The sequence below is a fragment of the Actinomadura rudentiformis genome (genome assembly GCF_008923185.1).
Classification (GTDB): Bacteria; Actinomycetota; Actinomycetes; order Streptosporangiales; family Streptosporangiaceae; genus Spirillospora; species Spirillospora rudentiformis.
This window is the reverse complement of the sequence record NZ_WBMT01000011.1, coordinates 104,880-123,552: the sequence shown is the minus strand read 5'-3', so window position 1 is coordinate 123,552 and position 18,673 is coordinate 104,880. Positions and strand designations below refer to the sequence as shown.

16 protein-coding genes are annotated in these 18,673 nt (G+C 70.0%); 4 read left to right on the top strand and 12 right to left on the bottom strand.

Going from position 1 to position 18,673, the window contains the following annotated elements; all coding sequences use genetic code 11:
* Positions 1-177 precede the first annotated feature (177 nt).
* The 9 genes from F8566_RS23500 to F8566_RS23460 all read right to left on the bottom strand — a co-directional run bounded on the left by F8566_RS23500 (position 178) and on the right by F8566_RS23460 (position 9,655).
* The gene (locus tag F8566_RS23500) at positions 178-1,539 is read right to left on the bottom strand and encodes an APC family permease (protein ID WP_151563368.1); all 1,362 of its coding nucleotides are present in this window, start codon (positions 1,537-1,539) and stop codon (positions 178-180) included.
* A gap of 98 nt (positions 1,540-1,637) precedes the next feature.
* A complete protein-coding gene (locus F8566_RS23495; RefSeq protein WP_151563366.1) occupies positions 1,638-2,990 on the bottom strand; it encodes a hypothetical protein in 1,353 nt (450 codons plus the stop codon).
* Positions 2,987-3,376: a hypothetical protein gene (locus F8566_RS23490; RefSeq protein ID WP_151563364.1), complete on the bottom strand. Its 390-nt coding sequence runs from the start codon at positions 3,374-3,376 to the stop codon at positions 2,987-2,989. Before F8566_RS23490 ends, F8566_RS23495 begins: the two co-directional genes overlap by 4 nt.
* Before the next feature lie 31 nt (positions 3,377-3,407).
* Entirely contained in the window at positions 3,408-4,523 is a 1,116-nt protein-coding gene (locus F8566_RS23485) for a molybdopterin-dependent oxidoreductase (protein WP_151563362.1), read from the bottom strand.
* Positions 4,499-5,116, bottom strand: coding sequence for a class I SAM-dependent methyltransferase (locus tag F8566_RS23480; protein ID WP_151563360.1), 618 nt, complete (start codon positions 5,114-5,116; stop codon positions 4,499-4,501). Before F8566_RS23480 ends, F8566_RS23485 begins: the two co-directional genes overlap by 25 nt.
* Positions 5,113-5,799 carry a TIGR04282 family arsenosugar biosynthesis glycosyltransferase gene (locus F8566_RS23475; protein WP_225993447.1) on the bottom strand — a complete coding sequence of 229 codons (687 nt, stop codon included), beginning with the start codon at positions 5,797-5,799 and terminating at the stop codon, positions 5,113-5,115. Before F8566_RS23475 ends, F8566_RS23480 begins: the two co-directional genes overlap by 4 nt.
* Positions 5,796-6,473 carry a glycosyltransferase family 2 protein gene (locus tag F8566_RS23470; protein ID WP_151563358.1) on the bottom strand — a complete coding sequence of 226 codons (678 nt, stop codon included), beginning with the start codon at positions 6,471-6,473 and terminating at the stop codon, positions 5,796-5,798. Before F8566_RS23470 ends, F8566_RS23475 begins: the two co-directional genes overlap by 4 nt.
* Positions 6,470-7,477: an NAD-dependent epimerase/dehydratase family protein gene (locus F8566_RS23465; protein ID WP_151563356.1), complete on the bottom strand. Its 1,008-nt coding sequence runs from the start codon at positions 7,475-7,477 to the stop codon at positions 6,470-6,472. The genes F8566_RS23470 and F8566_RS23465 overlap by 4 nt, the downstream gene beginning before the upstream one ends.
* Positions 7,478-7,567: 90 nt before the next feature.
* Complete coding sequence (locus tag F8566_RS23460) at positions 7,568-9,655, bottom strand: DNA gyrase/topoisomerase IV subunit B (protein ID WP_151563354.1); 2,088 nt, start codon at positions 9,653-9,655, stop codon at positions 7,568-7,570.
* A 324-nt stretch (positions 9,656-9,979) separates the two neighbouring features.
* Between F8566_RS23460 and F8566_RS23455 the strand changes: the two genes are divergently transcribed.
* The 3 genes from F8566_RS23455 (at position 9,980) to F8566_RS51500 (ending at position 12,327) form a co-directional block, all read left to right on the top strand.
* Positions 9,980-10,882 carry an ABC transporter ATP-binding protein gene (locus F8566_RS23455; RefSeq protein WP_151563352.1) on the top strand — a complete coding sequence of 301 codons (903 nt, stop codon included), beginning with the start codon at positions 9,980-9,982 and terminating at the stop codon, positions 10,880-10,882.
* A complete protein-coding gene (locus F8566_RS23450) occupies positions 10,879-11,952 on the top strand; it encodes an ABC transporter permease (protein WP_151563350.1) in 1,074 nt (357 codons plus the stop codon). The genes F8566_RS23455 and F8566_RS23450 overlap by 4 nt, the downstream gene beginning before the upstream one ends.
* A 144-nt stretch (positions 11,953-12,096) precedes the next feature.
* Positions 12,097-12,327, top strand: coding sequence for a DUF7455 domain-containing protein (locus tag F8566_RS51500; protein ID WP_151563348.1), 231 nt, complete (start codon positions 12,097-12,099; stop codon positions 12,325-12,327).
* 115 nt (positions 12,328-12,442) lie between these two features.
* On the opposite strand, the gene F8566_RS23440 is transcribed toward F8566_RS51500, so the two are convergent.
* Complete coding sequence (locus F8566_RS23440; RefSeq protein WP_151563346.1) at positions 12,443-13,144, bottom strand: GNAT family N-acetyltransferase; 702 nt, start codon at positions 13,142-13,144, stop codon at positions 12,443-12,445.
* 33 nt (positions 13,145-13,177) lie between these two features.
* On the opposite strand from F8566_RS23440, the gene F8566_RS23435 reads away from it, so the two are divergent.
* Positions 13,178-13,921, top strand: a complete 744-nt coding sequence (locus F8566_RS23435) for a YaaA family protein (protein WP_151563344.1) — start codon at positions 13,178-13,180, stop codon at positions 13,919-13,921.
* Positions 13,922-14,010: 89 nt separating this feature from the next.
* Here F8566_RS23435 and F8566_RS23430 read toward each other — a convergent pair whose 3' ends face one another.
* Both F8566_RS23430 and F8566_RS23425 read right to left on the bottom strand, forming a co-directional pair.
* On the bottom strand, positions 14,011-15,672 hold the full coding sequence (locus F8566_RS23430; RefSeq protein WP_192809821.1) for an RNA polymerase sigma factor: 1,662 nt from the start codon (positions 15,670-15,672) through the stop codon (positions 14,011-14,013).
* A 255-nt stretch (positions 15,673-15,927) separates the two neighbouring features.
* Complete coding sequence (locus tag F8566_RS23425) at positions 15,928-18,225, bottom strand: SpoIIE family protein phosphatase (protein ID WP_151563342.1); 2,298 nt, start codon at positions 18,223-18,225, stop codon at positions 15,928-15,930.
* Positions 18,226-18,673: the final 448 nt, after the last annotated feature.

The following is an 18,673-nucleotide window of genomic DNA, read 5'->3' as shown; positions in this document are numbered from 1 at the left end:
CGCCACGGCGATGGGCGGCAGCGACAACCACTCCTGGACCGCCGCTCCCACATCCTCGAGACCCATCGCCACTCCTCCCGGAAACCGTGATCACTACGGTCCCGTGGAGGCAGGGGTCGGGTCGGTAACCCCTATGGCCGACTTGGGGTGGTACTAGCTTCACCCCGGCCGGTGGCGCTACTCGGAGTCGATCCTGCCGGCGTCGATCTTCTCGACCCTGCCGACGATGAGCCGGTTGACGATCCACAGCAGCACGCCGATCCCGATCAGGATCGCGGCCCGCAGGTAGACCTCGCCCTCCCGCCCGGTGATGGGCAGCGTCAGGAACAGGCAGCTCACCGCGCCCAATGCGGGCATCCAGGTCGGCGCGCGGAAGTGGTCATGCTCGACCGGCTCCCTGCGCAGCACCAGCACGCAGATGTTCACCAGCGCGAAGACGAACAGCAGCAACAACACGGTCGTGTCGGCCAGCCCGCTGATGTCCCCGGTGCTCACCAGGATCACCGCCAGCGCCACGGTGAACAGGATGGCCGCCCACGGCGTCGCCCGCGTCGGGTGGGTCACGGCGAACACCCGCGGTACGATCCGTTCCCGCGCCATCCCGTACACCAGCCGCGACGCCATGATCATGTTGATCAGCGCGGTGTTGCCGACCGCCAGCAGCGCGATCAGCGCGAACAACTTCGGCGGGAAGCTGAGCCCCGCCACCTTCACGACCTCCAGCAGCGGCCCGGTCGAGCTCTCCAGCGTCTTCGTGTCGACCAGCATCGTCGCCGTGAACGCGACCGCGATGTAGATGACCACGGTGATGGCCAGGCCCCCGAAGAGCGCTCGCGGGAAGTCCCTTGCCGGCTCCTTCGCCTCCTCAGCCAGGTTGACCGAGTCCTCGAAGCCCAGCAGCGCGTAGAACGCCAGCGCGGTGCCGCCGAGCACGCCCAGGAACGCCCCGTTCGCCGGATGGAAGTCCAGCGCCCGGCTCGGCTCACCGTCCCCACTGACCAGCGCGAACACCCCGATCACCATGATCACGAGCAGCCCGAACGCCTCGATCAGCGTCAGCACCACATTGACCTTGATCGATTCAGAGATCCCGGCGAAGTTGACCAGCGTCACCAGCGCCAGGAAGAACAGCGCGCCCACCAGCGTCGGCAGCGAGACGAACTCCGCCAGGTACTTCCCGCCGAACGCCCGCGCCGCCGCGCTCGCCGAGGTGATCCCGCTCATCATCACCGCGAACGCCACGATGAACGTCACGAACGGGATGCCGAACGCCTTGTTGGTGTAGAGGGCGGCCCCGGCGGCCTGGGGATACTTGCCGACCAGCTCCGCATACGCGGTCGCGGTCAGCGCCGCCAGCACGAACGCCACGAGGAACGGCACCCACACCGCCCCGCCGACCTCGCCCGCGACCTGCCCGACCAGCGCGTAGATGCCGGCGCCGAGGATGTCGCCGACCACGAACAGCATGAGCATCCTGCGCCCGATGACACGCTTGAGCCCGCCCTCGAGCTCCCGCGGATCGATCGCCGTCTCCGACATCCACGCCCTCCCTCGCCCCGGCCCTGGATTCACCACCTACCCAACAAACGATCACTTATCGTCGAAGGACGGCGACAGAGGGAAATCGGCGGAGGCCGTCACCATTCAGACAGGACCAGGGACTGCACCAGCAGGGCGGTGACGGCCTGAGCCGCGAGCCAGCCGCGCGACGGAGGTGTGTGGCGGGCGGCGGCGACCATCATCCAGGCGGCGTAGGGCACCCAGATGCGTTCGACCTCGCCCCGGGTCACCCCTGACACGGCGAGGGCGATGGTCCCCAGCAGCGCCGCGCCCACCAGCATGGTCGGGACGGGCGGCAACACCCGATCGCGTGCGGCACGGCCGAGCGGCGCGAGTGTGGACGGGAGCGCGTGGGCTACGGCCGGGCCGACGAGCAGCCCCAGGACGGCGAAGTCGGCGACCAGGAAGTACCAGTAGGGGCGCATCGCCGAGCCCCGGCTGACCCGGTAGGTCTCGTACGTGGCCGCCACGCCGTCCGGCCACCAGAACCCGCCCAGGGTGAACGCCACAGGAACGATCGCGCACCCGCACAGCAGCACCGCGACGACACGGGCGGACGGGCGGACGGCGATCAGCACGGCCGCCGGGACCGCGAACAGCGGCAGGAGCCCGTAACTCAGATAGGGCAGCGAGCCGAGCAGCAGTCCACCGCCGAGCGCGGCCAGGGCACGGTTGCGTTTGGCCGCGAACGCCACGAGGACGGTCCCCCACGCCCCGACTCCGAGGAAGAACGCGTCCATGGCGGTCGCGATCCAGAGCACCAGCGGGGCCATGACGAGGAACGGCAGCGCACGCCGGGCGAGCTCCTCACCGGCGAGCAGGCGCACGGTCATCGCGATGGCGATGACCGCGGAGGTGGCGACCAGAATGATCACGACCGCGGCCCAGGTCGTCCCGCGCAGGCCGGCGGCGTCCAGCGCCCAGAAGACCAGCGTCGGGAGGGGAGGATGGCCGCGGATGTGGGTCGGGTAGCCGTTCAGCCGGTCGGTGAACGTGCGAAGCCATCCGGCCGGATCGGCCCGTACCGGGTCGAGCCCGGCGGGATACTCGGTCGGGGCGTCGAGCGGCTTGGCGATGTGGTCGAAGCCGTCGCTCAGCGCGAGCACGATCGTCCAGGCAAGCGTCGCGAGCCAGGCCGCCACCAGCAGCGGTCGCCAGGTGAGGCGCCGGACGAGCACGGGCAGCAGCGCCACGTACAGCACGGCGACGGCGATCGCGGGGTAGAGCTGCCAGGTGTGCGGTTCGCCCCGGGCCTCCGCGTGCAGCGGCGGCAGTTCGTCCTCGGTGGCCAGCCCGGCACGCCGCAGGAGATATCCGGCGGCGAAGGTGGCCGCGATGAGGAGCGCCCAGAGCGCCACGGCCACCCGGCCGCTCCGGTGGGCCGGCTCGGCCGGCCGGATCGGGATGGCCGGCGCCTCGCGAGTGATCATTTCTGTGTCCGCTTCCGGAGGAGCCAGATGGCCGTGACGGCCACGACGAGGGCCAGCAGGATGACGAGGGAACGCCCGTACGAGAGCGGGAGGATCGACGGGTTGTCCGGGCGCTGGCCGGTGCTGAGCACCATCGGCGACGCCACCAGGGTGAGAGCTCCTGCGACGATCAACGCGGCCCTGACCGGGGTTCGGCAGGCGACGGGCAACCACGCGGTGAGCACGCCGATCACGAGAACGGCGGGCACGAGGACGAAGTCGTGGAGGAGCACCGCCCCCGCGAACCACACCACCCAGGAGCGCGGCTCCGACTCGGTCACGATCCCGCGCAGACCGAGCAGGATCAGCGAGCCGCCCACGGCGTACAGGGCGATTCTGGTCTTCATGCGACCAGCCCGTTCATGCGACCACCCTGTTTCATGCGACCACCACGGTGTGCAGCCACTTGGTCTGGAGTACGCCCGGCCGGTTGGGTGCGATCAGCCTGCAGGGGCTGCCGTGGTCGAGGTCGAGCGGTGCGCCGTTCAGATCCAGGGCGAGCAGGGTCAGCGGATCCCGCCAGTGCGGCGGATCGACCCATGACTTGCGGTACGGGCCGCCGCGCTGCAGGGACTCGACCCGCACCTGCGCGTCGGCGGCGACTCCCGCCATCCGCAGGAGATCCCGCAGGCGTACGCCGGTCCAGTCGCCCGAGGCGCTCCAGCCTTCGACGCACGAGATCGGCAGGCGTTCGGTGTGCTGCGGCAGGGCGCGCAGCTCCGCCATCGTGAAGGTGAGCTCACGCTCGACCTGCCCGGTGACGGTCAGCGTCCAGTCCGGCTTGCGCGCCGTCGTGGTGACGCCCGCGGCGACCGCCGACGTGTTGACCGGCAACCGTGCGGGACCGACGCCCGGACGGCGTGGGGCGAGCACCGCGAGCCGTGCCAGCGGCGAGAAGGTCTCCCCGACCGTGGTGAGCATCACCGCTCCCGACGCGGCGGCCACCGTGAACAGGAAGGCACGCCGGTCCACCCCGTCCTCTGGCCGCTTCATCACCGTGCGCTGGACCTTGGCCCACTCGTTCACCACGTGGATGATCAGGGCGCCGATCAGGATGTAGGACGTCCAGTAGTGGGCGACGGTGAAGAAGAAGGGGAACGCGTACCAGTAGGCGATGTTGAGCAGTCCGGTGACCATCTGGAAGAGGGCGGCCGCGACGAGCAGGAAGATCAGCCCCCGCTCCACGGCGTGCCGGGCCGACCGGAGCGGCGGCCACTGGAACAGCTTGGGATAGACGGTCCACATCTTGGCCAGCAGCAACGGGATCGTGGCCAGACCCCCGATGACGTGCAGGCCCTGCGTCACCCTGTAGAGGTTCACCGGCCGGGACGGCCAGCGCAGCCAGTCGGGCGGCTGCTGCATGAAGTGGCTGATCAGACCGGTCAGGAACGCGACGCCGAAGCTCACGCCGAGCCAGATGCCCAGCCACGAGGCCGTGCGCTCGTCATGAAGGCGGCTGCTGAAGCGGCCTAGAACCGAAGGCTGACGAACCATCGGCCTGCCTCCTCCCACCTCTCGGCCACCGCGGCCCCGCAGCCTGCCGCGAACACGCCGATGTCATCGGCCGAAACCCTGGCCCAGGGGAACCACTCCCCGACGGTGTGCGCCATGCGGAGCCGGACCTGTTCGGTGTGCGAACGCGTGCCGGGACCGGTCACCTCGGCGAGGATCCGGCCGTCCTGGCCGAGCAGCTCGCCCGCCCGGCGCAACAGCGCGACCGGATCGCCGCCGATGCCGATGTTGCCGTCGGCCAGCAGGACCGTCTGCCACAGACCGACCCCCGGCACCTGGTCGAACACGTCCCGGCAGAGCGCGGGCCCGCCCGACGCGACGGTCAGCGCGACCGCGTGCGGAGCGATGTCGATGCCGAGAGCGAGCAAGCCGCGTTCGGTGAGCGCCACGGTGAGCCGTCCAGGACCCGAACCGACGTCCAGCGTCGGCCCCGCGCACCGGTCGAGGAGCGCGGCGTCCCCGGGCCGCAGCGCCAGCCAGTCGGCGACCGGCAGCGGGCGCCGCCTGCCCGCGGCGTCCTCGATCTCGACCCGGTGCGCGCCCTCCAGCGCGCGTTCGTACAGCTCTCCGATCATGCCCGGACGGCCCGCCCCTCCCGCATCCGCCGCACCGCGGCCGCGAACCGGCCGTCCGGACTGGCGGCCGCCACCGCCTCGGCGTCCGCGGCGGTGTCGACATCGGTCAGCACCGGCAGCGACGCCACCGACAGGCCGGCCGCGCGGAGCCGGTCCAGCTGGACCCGGCCGGTGTTGGAACGCGACATCGGAACGCCATGGAGCAGCCCGGCGTCGGGCCGGGTGAGCCCCAGCAACCAGAATCCGCCGTCGGCAGCGGGGCCGAAGACCGCGTCGTGCGTGCCCAGTGCCTGCGCGGCCTGCTGGAGCAGGCGGGTGCCGACCTGAGGGGTGTCCATGCCGATCAGGACGAGCGGATGCCCCGTGCAGGCGTCGTCGAAGGCGGCCGCGAGCCGTTCGTCCAGCCCGTCCCCGCGCTGCGGGATCACCCGGAACCCCGGCGGCAGCCATCGGCCCGGCCTCCCGGCGAGAGCCAGCACGCGCTCGGCGGCGGGCACGGCCGCGACGGTCGTGAGGGTGTCGGCGAGTGAGGCCTCGGCCAGCTCGGCCGCCTCGTCAGGTGTGTACTCGGGAGTGAGGCGCGTCTTCACCCGTCCGGGGACGGGTTCCTTGGCGATGACCAGGAACGTGACGTGGGCAGCGTCCATGAGGTGGGCGGTGTTCATGACGTGGGCGGTGTTCATGAGGCGACCTCGGCCAGCACGCGGCGCATGTCCCGGACGGCCCGTACCGTGCCGCCGACGGTTCCGGTGACCTTCGACCTGCCACGGCGCGGCAGGTAGGGCACGTCCAGCTCGACGACCCGCCAGCCCTCCTCGGCGGCGCGCAACACCATCTCCAGCGGATAGCCGAACCGCCGGTCACGCAGGTCCAGAGCAAGCAGATCGGCGCGGCGGCCGGCCCGCATCGGTCCCAGGTCGTGCAGCCGGGTGCCCGCGCGCCTGTTGAGCGAACGAGCCAGCACGGCGTTGCCGAGCCGCGCGTGCGGCGGCCACGCCCGGCGCCCCACAGGGCGCCGCCGCCCCATGACGAGCTTGGGCCGGGTGCCTGCCTCCAGGCGGGTGCCCGCGTCCAGCTCCGCGACGAGCCGGGGAAGCTCACCCGGATCGAGCGAGGCGTCGGCGTCCATGACGCACACCACCTCGGCCGTCGCCGCCACCAGCCCGGCGTGGCACGCCGCGCCGAAGCCGCGCTGCGGGGCGTCCACGACCTCGGCGCCGTGGTCGCGGGCGACGCTCGCGGAGTCGTCGGTGGAGGCGTTGTCGACCACGATCGGCCGGAACCCCGCCGGCATCCGGGACAACACCCACGGCAGCGCCTCGGCCTCGTTGAGACAGGGCAGCACCACGTCGATCATGCCGCCACCCCGCACGCGGCGAATTCGGCCATTCCGTCGTCGAACGGCACCTCCGGCGCGAACCCGAGCTCGCGGCGGGCGCGGTCGGAGGAGGCCATGATGTGCCGCACGTCCCCGATCCGGTATCCGCCGGTCACCTGCGGCGCCGGGCCACCGTAGGCCGCGGCCAGCGCCTCGGCCATGTCGGTGATCGTGCGCGGTTCGCCGCTGGCGATGTTGTACGCGCGGAACGCCTCGGCGCCGCCCGCGACCACGCGTTCGAGGGCCAGCACGTTGGCACGGGCGACATCGCGCACGTGGACGAAGTCGCGCCGCTGCCCTCCGTCCTCGAAGACCAGCGGCGGCTCGCCGCGTTCCAGCCGTGACCGGAAGAGTGCGGCGACCCCGGCGTACGGGGTGTCGAGCGGCATCCGCGGCCCGTAGACGTTGTGGTAGCGCAGCGCCACCACCGAACCGCCGGTCATCCGGGCCCAGGACGTGGCCAGATGTTCCTGCGCGACCTTGGTGTCGGCGTAGACGTTCCGCGGGTCGAGCACCGTGTCCTCGCCGACCGTGCCGGGCTCCAGCGGATCGCCGCAGCGGGGGCAGCCGGGCTCGAACCGGCCCGCCCGAAGGGCCTCCTCACCGCGCGGCCCGGGACGGACGGCTCCGTGCCGTGCACAGGAGTAGGCGCCCTCGCCGTACACGACCATCGAGGAGGCGACCACGAGCGCGCCCACCCCTGCCCGTGCCATCTCGGCCAGCAGAACGGCGGTGCCGTGCGCGTTGGCGGAGACGTAGGCGGGCAGATCGAAGACGTCGACGCCGAGACCGACCATCGCCGCCTGGTGGCAGACCGCGTCCACACCGTGGAGCGCGCGGGCCACCGCCGGGGCGTCGCGCACGTCGGCGGGCTCGCCGTCCGCCCGCTGATCCAGGCCGCGCACGGTGTGCCCGGCGGCGGTCAGCGCGTCGGCGATATGGGAGCCGATGAACCCGGCCGAGCCGGTGAGCAGCACGTTCATGCCCTCGACGTTAGGTCGCCGAAGGGCCCCGGAACCGGAAAGGCGGCCTGCCGTACGAACCTCGTAAGATTTGCCGCCGGGCCGATGTGATCAGGTGTCGATGCGCTCGATGTCGAGCTCGGCTGCTCCGGCGGTGATGAACTCGCGGCGGGGTGCCACCTCGCTGCCCATCAGAAGGTCGAAGATCTTTGCTGCCTCTTCGGCGTCCTCGATGCGGATGCGGCGCAGGATGCGGTGCTGCGGGTCCATCGTGGTCTCGGCCAGCTGGTCGGCGTCCATCTCACCGAGGCCCTTGTAACGCTGGACCGGCTCCTTCCAGCGCTGGCCCTTGCGTTCGAACTCCACCAGCTTCTTGCGGAGCTCGCCGTCGGTGTAGCAGTAGACGTACTTGTCCTGGCCCTTCTTGGGCTTGATCAGCTCGATCCGGTGCAGCGGCGGCACGGCGGCGAAGACCCGGCCCGCCTCCAGCATCGGGTGCATGTAGCGGTAGAGCAGCGTCAGCAGGAGGCAGCGGATGTGACTGCCGTCGACGTCGGCGTCGGCCATCAGGATGATGCGGCCGTAGCGCGCGGCGTCGATGTCGAAGGTGCGGCCGGAGCCGGCCCCGATGACCTGGATGATGGCGGCGCACTCGGCGTTCTTGAGCATGTCGGCGACGGACGCCTTCTGCACGTTCAAGATCTTGCCGCGGATGGGCAGCAGGGCCTGGAACTCGGAGTTGCGGGCCAGCTTGGCGGTGCCCAGGGCGGAGTCACCCTCGACGATGAAGAGCTCGCTGCGGTCGTCGGCGGTGCGGCAGTCGACCAGCTTGGCCGGGAGGGCGGAGTTCTCAAGGGCGTTCTTGCGGCGCTGGTTGTCGCGCTGGGTGCGGGCCGCGATGCGGGTCTTGGCGGCGCCGACGACCTTCTCGAGAACGGCGCGGAGCGGCTGCTTCTGGCCGCGCGGAGGGTTGTCGAAGACCTTCTTGAGCTCGCGGCCGACGACCTGCTGGACGATGCGGGTGGCGGCGGAGGTGCCGAGGATCTCCTTGGTCTGGCCCTCGAACTGCGGCTCGGGCAGGCGGACGGTGACGACGGCGGTGAGGCCCTCGAGGATGTCCTCCTTGATGACGTTCTCGTCGCCGTTCTTGAGCAGCTTGGTGGCGCGCAGCTGCTCGTTGAGAACGCGGACGAGGGCGCGGTCGAAGCCCTGCACGTGGGTGCCGCCCTTGGGGGTGGCGATCACGTTGACGAACGACTTGGTGACGGTGTCGTAGCCGGTGCCCCAGCGGAGCGCCACGTCGACCTCGAGATCGCGTTCGACGTCGGTGGGGGTGAGGTGGCCCTGGTCGTCGAGCACGGGCACGGTCTCGGTGAAGTGGCCGCGGCCCTGCAGCCGGAGCACGTCGATGATCTCGGCGTCCTTGGCCAGGTAGGAGCAGAACTCGCTGATGCCGCCGTCGAAGCGGAAGGTGTCCTCGACGACCTCCTCGCCGCGTTCGTCGCGGACGTCGATGGTCAGGCCGGGGATGAGGAACGCGGTCTGCCGCATCCGGTCCATGACCAGGGACTGCTCGACCGTGGCGTCCTTGATGAAGATCTGCAGGTCCGGCCAGAATCGCACGCGGGTGCCGGTGGTCTTCTTGGCCACCTTGCGGATCGTGCGCATGCCGGACTTCTTCTTGAACCGGCCCTCGGGCCCGGGGGTGGCGAACTCGCCCGGCAGGCCGCGCTTGAAGCTGATCGCGTGGGTGGCGCCGTCACGGTCCACCTCGACGTCGACGCGGGCGGAGAGCGCGTTGACGACGGACGCGCCGACACCGTGCAGGCCGCCGGACGCGGTGTAGGACACCCCGCCGAACTTGCCACCGGCGTGCAGCCGGGTCATGACGACCTCGACGCCCGCCAGGCCGGTCTTGGGCTCGATGTCGACCGGGATGCCGCGGCCGTTGTCGACGACCTCGAACGAGCCGTCCTGGTGCATCGTCACGCCGATATGGGTGCAGTAACCGGCCAGCGCCTCGTCGACGCAGTTGTCGACGATCTCCCAGAGACAGTGGGCCAGTCCCCGGCTGTCGGTCGACCCGATGTACATGCCGGGTCGCTTGCGCACGGCCTCCAGCCCCTCCAGCACCGAGAGGTGCCGGGCGGAGTAGCCGTGCGGATCGTCAGTGGCCTTTTCAGCGGTCGCGGCGGTCAACTGCGTGTGCTCCTAGAGACGCAAGCGAGGCTTGTCACGCGCAACGGTCGGGGGTTGCGGTCGGCCAAGCGAGGCTTGTCCTTCGAAAGAGTGGCTGGGTGGGGGCTGGTGTCGGCGGCTCGGAGGTAGGTGGACGTCGGCAGCAGAGTACCCCCGGGTGCGGACGGTCCTCCGCCAGGCTCGCCGATACCGGCGAGCGGATGTTCGAACATACCATCGAATCTTGCATCGGTGGGGTCCTCCAGGGGGGCACGGCGGGTGGAGAAGCCGAACTCCACCCGTGGACGGGTGTCCCCCGGCCTCGCCCTCCGTAACTTCCTGATCATGGCATACACCATCAGCGTTGACGGTCTCCGCAAACGGTACGGGGACGTGCGAGCGGTCGACGGCGTGTCGTTCGATGTGCATCAGGGCGAGTTCTTCGGGATCCTGGGCCCGAACGGCGCCGGCAAGACCACCACCCTGGAGATCATCGAGGGCCTCCGGGAGGCGGACGAGGGCACGGTGACCGTCCTCGGACTGCCGCCATGGCCGCGCAACTCCACGCTACTGCCCCGGATAGGGGTCCAGCTCCAGGCGTCGTCGTTCTTTGAACGGCTGACCGCGCGCGAGCAACTGCAGACCTTCGGCTCCCTCTACGGCGTGCCCGCCGAGAAGGCCGACGCCATGCTGGAGACGGTCGGCCTCGGAGAGAAGGCCGACGTGCAGGTCGAGAAGCTGTCGGGCGGGCAGGCCCAGCGGCTGTCCATCGCCTGCGCGCTCGTGCACGATCCCGAGCTGGTGTTCCTGGACGAGCCGACCGCCGCCCTCGATCCGCAGGCACGCCGCAACCTGTGGGACCTGCTGCGCGAGATCAACACCGGCGGCCGGACGATCGTGCTCACCACCCACCACATGGACGAGGCCGAGGTGCTCTGCGACCGTGTCGCGATCATGGACCGGGGCCGGATCCTGCAGCTGGGCCCGCCCGCCGCCCTCGTCCGCGGGCTGGACGCTCCGGCCCGGATCAGCGTCGCCAGCGGGCTCCTGGCGGAGGAGGACGCCCGCGCGCTGCCGGGCGCCGACACGGTCAGCGACGACGGCGTGTCCCTGACGATCTCGACCCGCGACCCGTCGGCCGTCGTCGCCGCGATGGCCGCCAAGGACGCCCTGGCGGGCGTGCAGATCCACGGCGGCACCCTCGAAGACGTCTTCCTCGAGCTCACCGGCAGGGAGTACCGCGCATGAGCACGTTCGCGAGCTTCAAGAGCCTGTCCCGCGCGATGTACCTGGGTTTCCGGCGGGATAAGGGCGCGTTGTTCTTCACGATCGTCTTCCCGCTGATGTTCCTGGTGATCTTCGGCGGGGTGTTCGGCAACCAGACCACGTCCAAGGCCAAGGTGATCCAGATCGGCCGGGTGACCGTGCTGGACCAGGCCCGGGCGCACGACGGCGCCGAGCTCGGCAAGATCATGTCGATCACCGGCGGCACCGACCGGGCGGCCGCGCTGAAGAAGGTCCGCGAGGGCGACGCCGACGCGGCCGTCGAGCAGCGGGGCGACAGCGTCGTCATGCACTATTCGGCCGCCGACCAGGTCAAGTCCGGCACGGTCCGCGGCTACATGGAGTCGATCGTGCAGACGGCCAACATCGCCGTCACGGGCAGGCCGCCGACCTATCGGATGGTGCCGGAGCAGGTCGAGGACGACTCCACGAAGGCGATCCAGTTCTTCACTCCGAGCCTTCTGGGCTGGGCGTTGGCCTCGGCGGGCGTGTTCGGCGCGTCCCAGACGCTCGTGACCTGGCGCACCAAGGGCATCCTGCGGCGGCTCCGGTTGTCGCCGGCGCCGATCTCGGCCGTCTTCGGCGCCCGGGTGGTCGTCAGCATCGGCATCGCGCTGGCCCAGATGGCGTTGTTCCTGGCGATCGCCCGGCTGCCGGTCTTCGGCCTCAAACTGCAGGACTCCTGGTGGATGGCGATCCCGCTGGTGGTCTCGGGCGTGCTGGCCTTCCTGTCGATCGGCATGGTGATCGGCGCCTGGGCCAAGACCCAGGAGGCGGCGCAGACCGTCACCCAGCTGATCGTGCTGCCGATGGCGTTCCTGGGCGGTTCGTTCTTCCCGCTGGACGGCGCGCCCGGCTGGCTGCAGGCCCTGTCGTACGTCTTCCCCCTGCGGTATCTGAACGAGGGGATGCTCAACGTCATGATGCGGGGCCTCGGCCCCTCGTCGGCCCTCCCGCAGATCGGAATCCTTCTGGGCATCTCGTTGGCGGGCGCAGTGGTCGCTACCAGACTGTTCCGCTGGGATGCCGCATGACGTTCATAAAACCCTTGCCAAAACGTGTGACGTCGGTCACTTAACCCCCCATTCTGCTCTGGGCGTACTTCACGGCAGGTTGGGAACGCCAGCGTCGGGTTAGATGTTCTCCTAAGTACCGACCCCGAGCATGAGGAAGGTGCCGTGACTGGAGCCCTTGCCCCAACCAAGCCGCTGTCCGTCGCAGACCGTTGCGACCGCTGCGGCGCCCAGGCCTACGTCCGTGCAGTCCTTGTAGGCGGCGGCGACCTTCTGTTCTGCGCCCACCACGGGCGTAAGTACGCAGAGGCTCTCCGCGCGAACGGGGCCGACATTCAGGACGAGAGCGACAGGCTGAACGAAACCCCGGCTTCTGCCCCGGCCGAAGAGCGGTAAGCCCCTACATAAAAGAATCCCTCGACGGCGGTCACCGGTGTGGGTGGCCGCCGTTGGTATTTCGGGAAGGCCTAGTTTCACACGGTTATCACATCAATACTCTCCGTATTGAAAATCACTTCACGCGATAGTGATAGCCCCCGGCCACCTCGAATCCCTCCGACGCGTACAGCGCCCGGGCCGCCGCGTTCTCCTCGACGACCAGCAAATAGGCACGCGTACATCCCCGTCCGCTGCCCCATTCCAGCAGCGCGCGGAGCACGCGCCTGGCGAGGCCCCGCCGCCGCGCCTCAGGCGCCACCGCCATCGAGTAGATCCCGAGCCATTCCCCCTGGACCACACCTCGCCCCACGGCCACGCCGTCGAGCATCACGTATCCGGCGGGAACACCCGTGAGGATCTTCTCGGCCATCGGCAGTTGCTCCGGATACCGGCCGTCCACCGACCACCACAGGTCCAGCCATTCACGCGACGGCGTGTCGTCGACCGCCACCCCGCCGCCTCCCTCGCCGATCTCCCTGATCATCGCCAGCGTGGGATCGACCAGGGCATAACCCCGATCGGCAAGCATCCCGTCCAACTCTGCCGGACACGCCCGCCCGCTCACCGAGAAGACGGTGGGAAGGCCGAGCTCGGCATAGAAACGTTCGGCCCGCTCGATCGCCGCGTCCACCGGCCCCGGATCTCCCAGCGGGAGCACCGAGTTCGCGCGCTTGGTCACCCCGCCGGCGTGTCGCAGCCGCCAGCCCGCCATATCCTGGGAGAACGGAGCCGGCCACGCCGCGGCCACAAGGTCGTCGATGTTCAGGCCGTCCATCGCAGAACCCTATGGGAAGTTTCGGGGAGGAAAGTGCTCATCCTGCTGCCGCCGTCGGAACGGAAGGCGATCGACGGGGAGGGCCCGCCGCTCGACCTGTCCGGGCTCAGCTTCCCGGAGCTCAACCCCACCCGCGAACGCGTGCTCGGCGCGCTGGCCGAGGTGTGCGTGCGCGCGGACGCGCCGGAGGTCCTGTGCCTGCCCGCCGGGCAGATCGTCGAGGCGCTCGGCCGCAACCGGGTCCTGTACGAGGCGCCGACGCTGCCCGTGTCCCGCCTCTACACCGGCGTGCTGTACGACAATCTGGCCCTCCCCGACCTGGACGCGGACCGCGCCGCCGAGCAGATCATCGTCTTCTCGGGCTTGTGGGGCGCACTGCGGCTCACCGACCGCATCCCGCCATACCGGCTGGCCATGGGCGTGACCCTGCCCTCCGAGGGGCGTCTGGCGGCCGTCTGGCGCCCCGCCCTCAAGGAGGCCCTGCACCCGGACGGCCGGCTGGTGGTGGACATGCGTTCCGGCCCGTACATGGCTGCGTGGAAGGCCCCGCAGCCGGCCGTGACGGTCCGCGTGTTCCGCGAGCGCATGCTCGGCGGCGTGCCGAAGCGCACCGTCGTCAGCCACATGGCCAAGGCCACCCGCGGCAAGGTCGCCCACGATCTGATCAAGGCGGGCGCGAACCCGCGGACGCCCGAAGCCCTCCTCAAGGCCGTCGCCGACCTCGGCTACACCGTCGAGCTGAACGGCACCGATCTGGACGTGATCCTCCCCACCTGACCAAGCCCTTGAGGCGGCGGTTGGGGGTTTGGGACGGAAAACGCCGGTCTTGCCCGTGGGGCAGACCGGCGTTTCCCGTGAGTGGGTGATCAGTCCAGGTAGTCGCGGAGGACCTGGCTGCGGCTCGGGTGACGCAGCTTGGACATGGTCTTGGACTCGATCTGGCGGATGCGCTCACGGGTCACCCCGTACACCTTGCCGATCTCGTCGAGCGTCTTGGGCTGGCCGTCGGTGAGGCCGAACCGCATCGACACCACGCCCGCCTCGCGCTCGCTCAGCGTGTCGAGCACCGAGTGCAGCTGCTCCTGCAGCAGCGTGAAGCTGACCGCGTCGGCCGGGACGATGGCCTCGGAGTCCTCGATGAGGTCACCGAACTCGCTGTCGCCGTCCTCGCCCAGCGGGGTGTGCAGGGAGATCGGCTCGCGGCCGTACTTCTGGACCTCGACGACCTTCTCCGGGGTCATGTCGAGCTCCTTGGCCAGCTCCTCCGGGGTGGGCTCGCGGCCCAGGTCCTGGAGCATCTGGCGCTGGACGCGGGCCAGCTTGTTGATGACCTCGACCATGTGCACCGGGATGCGGATGGTGCGGGCCTGGTCGGCCATCGCGCGGGTGATCGCCTGCCGGATCCACCAGGTGGCGTACGTGGAGAACTTGTAGCCCTTGGTGTAGTCGAACTTCTCGACGGCGCGGATCAGACCGAGGTTGCCCTCCTGGATCAGGTCCAGGAAGAGCATGCCGCGGCCGGTGTAGCGCTTGGCCAGCGAGACCACCAGTCGCAGGTTGGCCTCGAGCAGATGGTTCTTGGCCCGGCGACCGTCCTCGGCGATCCACTCGAAGTCCTCGAGGTCCTCCTCGGACATCGACGGACCGTCGGCCGCCAGGCGCTCCTCGGCGAACAGGCCGGCCTCGATGCGCTTGGCGAGCTCGACCTCCTGCTCGGCGTTGAGCAGCGGGACCTTGCCGATCTGCTTGAGGTAGTCCTTGACCGGGTCGGCGGTGGCGCCGGCGGCGGCGATCTGCTGCGCCGGAGCGTCGTCCTCGTCGTCACTGAGCGTGAACGACTCTTCCTCGGACGTGGTGGCACCGCCCTCGGCCGCCTTGCCCGCGACGGCCTTGCCGGCCACCGCCTTGGCGGCGCCCTCCTCGGGCTCGGCCTCGCTGTCGGCCTCGACCTCGGTCTCGGCGACCACTTCCAGGTCCGCCTCGAGATCCTCGAGGTCGGCGTCCTCGAGGTCGGCGACGTCGACGTCCTCGAGCTCGGGGTCGTCGCCCGCCTTGCCGGTCGCCTCCTTCACCGGGCCCTTGGCGGCGTCGGCGGCGGCGACCTTCTTGGCGGCTCCGGCCTTCTTCGGCTTCGCCGGGCCCTTCTTGGGCTCGGCCTTCTTCGCCGCGGGCGCCGGCTTGGGCGCGGCGGCGGTCTCGTCAGCGTCGTCACTCACGACCGCGGTCACCGTGTCGGGCTGCTCTTGTGCTGCAGCGGCTGTTTTGGGCCTGCGCGCCGTCGGCGTCGCGCGCTTGCGCGGACGCTTGGGCGCTGCGGAGTCGGCAGCGCTCACCATGACGGTTACACCCTCCTTGCTGAGGCTCCGCAGAATGCTGGAGGCCTTCGACACGGGGATGTCGGCCTCCTCGAACGTACGTCGTACGTCGTCGGCTTCGAGGTAACCCTGGGACCGTCCACGCTCGATCAGTTGCGCGATGACGTGCTCGTGCAGATCTGACGCTTTCGAGGTCGAGCTAGCAGGCGACACAAATACCTCTCGAACGAACGTGTGGCTTGGTTGACCCAAGTGCCCTGACGGGCCCGGCCTCACACTGGGTGGGGCCACACACTGGGCGGGACTCCCCGGTGCGGGACCGCAGCGTACCCGCTCTTACTAGGGTCAAGCATTCTGGCACGGCTGCGCATTCCGCATCGATGTCCTGCCCGGTAACACACCACCTTAGGGGGCGCGGAGCGGTCCTTCGTACGTACTACGCCGTCTTGCGCGGGTCTTCGGTGGTGATCAGGCGGACTTCGGCGGGACGTGCAGGGCAAGTACGGTCACATCGTCCACTTGCTCATACCCGGCAAGCATGCGATCGACCAGGAAGTCGACAAGTCTCTCTGGGTCTCCTACCACTTCAGGTGGAGCGTCCATGGCCACGGAGACGAGCTCCTCGAGGCCGGCGTCCACTCCACGCCTACGGTTCTCCACCAGTCCATCGGAATAGAACACCACAGTGTTGCCGGTCTCGATGGAAAAACTTGTCTGTTGTCTCTGACTCGGCCACCCGAGGGGCGTGCCGGGCTCCCGCGTGCTCACGCGCGCGGGCGTGTCGGGCGAGATCAACAGGGGTGGCGGGTGGCCCGCGTTGCTGAACGCGCCGCGGCCCGTCTCGGGGTCGATCACCGCGTAGGCGACCGTGGTGAACTGCTCCTCGTCCTCGGTGGCGCTGAACAGCCGGTCGAGGCCCGCCAGCACCGCGGCGGGCCGGGGGTCGTTCAGCGCGAGGGCGCGCAGGGCGTTGCGGACGCGGCCCATTCCGGCCGCGGCGAGCACGCCCTTGCCCATGACGTCGCCGACGGCGACGGCGAGCCGGTCGTCCGGCAGCCGGAACACGTCGTACCAGTCGCCACCGACCTGCACATGGCGTGTCGCCGGGTTGTAGCGGGCCGCCAGCTGCATCCCGGGCAGCTGTGGAAGATCGCTGGGCAGCAGGCTGCGCTGCAGCTCCTCGGCGGTCTTGTGCTCGCGCTCGAACAGCAGCGCGCGCTCGACGGCCAGGGCGCACTGGCCCGCCAGCGCCTCCAGGAAGACCCGCTCCTCCTCGGTGATCTCCCGTGGGCGGGTGAACGAGAACCGCAGGGCGCCGATCGGGGCACCGGCCGCGAGCAGCGGCAGGCCGACCCACGCGCGTTCCTCGGTGTGCTGCAGGAACAGGCCCGCCTCGTCGCGGCCCAGCTGCAGCCGGAGGCTGTCGGGATGCTCGGCGAGGAACGGCCGGCTCTCGCGCACGGCGACCGACATAACAGTTTGGTCACTTACTTTGAAGTCATCGCGGGAGGAGGGCCTGCCCTCCCCGCCGCGGCCGTCCCGTTCGGCGCCCGGCTGGGACGGCGCGACGATGCTCAGCCGCAGCTTGTCGTCGTCCAGCAGCGCCACCGCGGAGTAGTCGGCGCCGATCGCCGACCGGCCCACCTCGGTGATCACCTGGACGACCTGGCTGACGGTGAGTGCCTCGGCCAGCATCGAGGTGGCCTGCTGGAGCCGCGCGGTGCGCAGCGCGGCGGCCGACAGCTGCTCGGTGAGGCGGCCGCGCATCTCCTCGGCCTCGCGCTGGCCGGTCACGTCGGTGTTGGCGCCGACCCACTCGATCACCGTCTCGCCCTGCCGGATCGGCACTGCGCGGACGTCGAAGTGGCGGTACGTGCCGCTCTTGGTGCGGATCCGGTAGTTGGTCTCGAAGACGCGGTCGTCCTCGACGCACTCACGCCAGGTCGCCTCGATGCGGGGGCGGTCCTCCGGGTGCACGACCGCCAGCCAGCCGTCGCGGGCGTAGTCGTCGGGCGTCTGGCCGGTGATCGACCGCCACTCGGGCGCGTCGTCGATCACGCCGCCCTCGGGCGCCGCCACCCACACCACCTGGGAGCTGGCCTCCACGAGCGAGCGGTAACGCTGCTCCTTGCGGCGGATGACCTCCTCGGCGCGGCGGCGCTCGGTCACGTCCAGCGCGGTGAGCACGACGCCGAGCTGCTTGCCGTCGCGGCCGTGCGAAGGCAGCCACGAGCAGCTCAGGATCCGTTCGTCGCCGAACGGGCGCCCGGGCGTGTCGGCGGCGCTGACACCGATGCCGGCCGGGTCGCCGCCATCGGCCCCTCGGTCCGCGGCGGACTCCGGAAAGGACACGGTGGACGGGCCGTTGGAGCTGTGAGGGCCGTTCATCTCGTTGGACGGGTCGCCTGCCGGGGCCTGGCCCGGCTCACCCGGCGCGGACGACGTCGCGCCCCGTACGACCAGGTCGATGTCCGTCAGCGGCCGGTCCTCGGCCAGGACCTTGCGGAGCGCTGCCTCGAAGGCGGTCGCGAGCTCCTCGGGAAGCACCTCGGCAGGGCGGCGGTCCTGCAGGTCGCCGGCGGCCACGCCGAGCATGCGGGCGAGCGCGTCGTTGACCCGGCGGCAACCGTGCCCGGTGTCGAAGAACGCGAACCCTGCTGGAGCCTCCTTCATCAACGTCACGTACAGCGCGGAGTCGGACGCATCCATGGGCTTGCCCTCCACCCCAGAGATCCGGGGACGCGGAACGGACGTGTCGGTGCTCATGGACAACACCTCCGTCCCAGGGGGTCCCGTACCGCGAGGCAAGTCTTCATCACAATGAGTGAATGGGAGCAGGCTAACGCTCCCGCCTCCATCACAACACCGGTCGGAGTCAGGTACTCATCATCCCGATGGTTCGCCGTGGACGGAAGCCCTGGCAGGCATCCATGTCGGACGACTCCTCGGGAATTCGGACGCCGCCCGGCCGGTATCCCCCGAAATTTTCCGGGGGAGGCCCGTTCGGACGGCGAGTAGCAGATGTTACGACGCCAAGGCGCTCTCCGGGGCGGGAGTTCGATGAAGATCAGGTTTAAGGATGCACCGAATAGGGGCCTAGCTGGGTCGCTTCCTTTTGCAAAAAGAAGGTAAAGCCTTACGGAGGGTCAGTCTCCTTGGTCAGCCCGGTCGGCATGGTCCAAACTGAGCGTTCTTTTGGGGCCGCCCGCTTGGA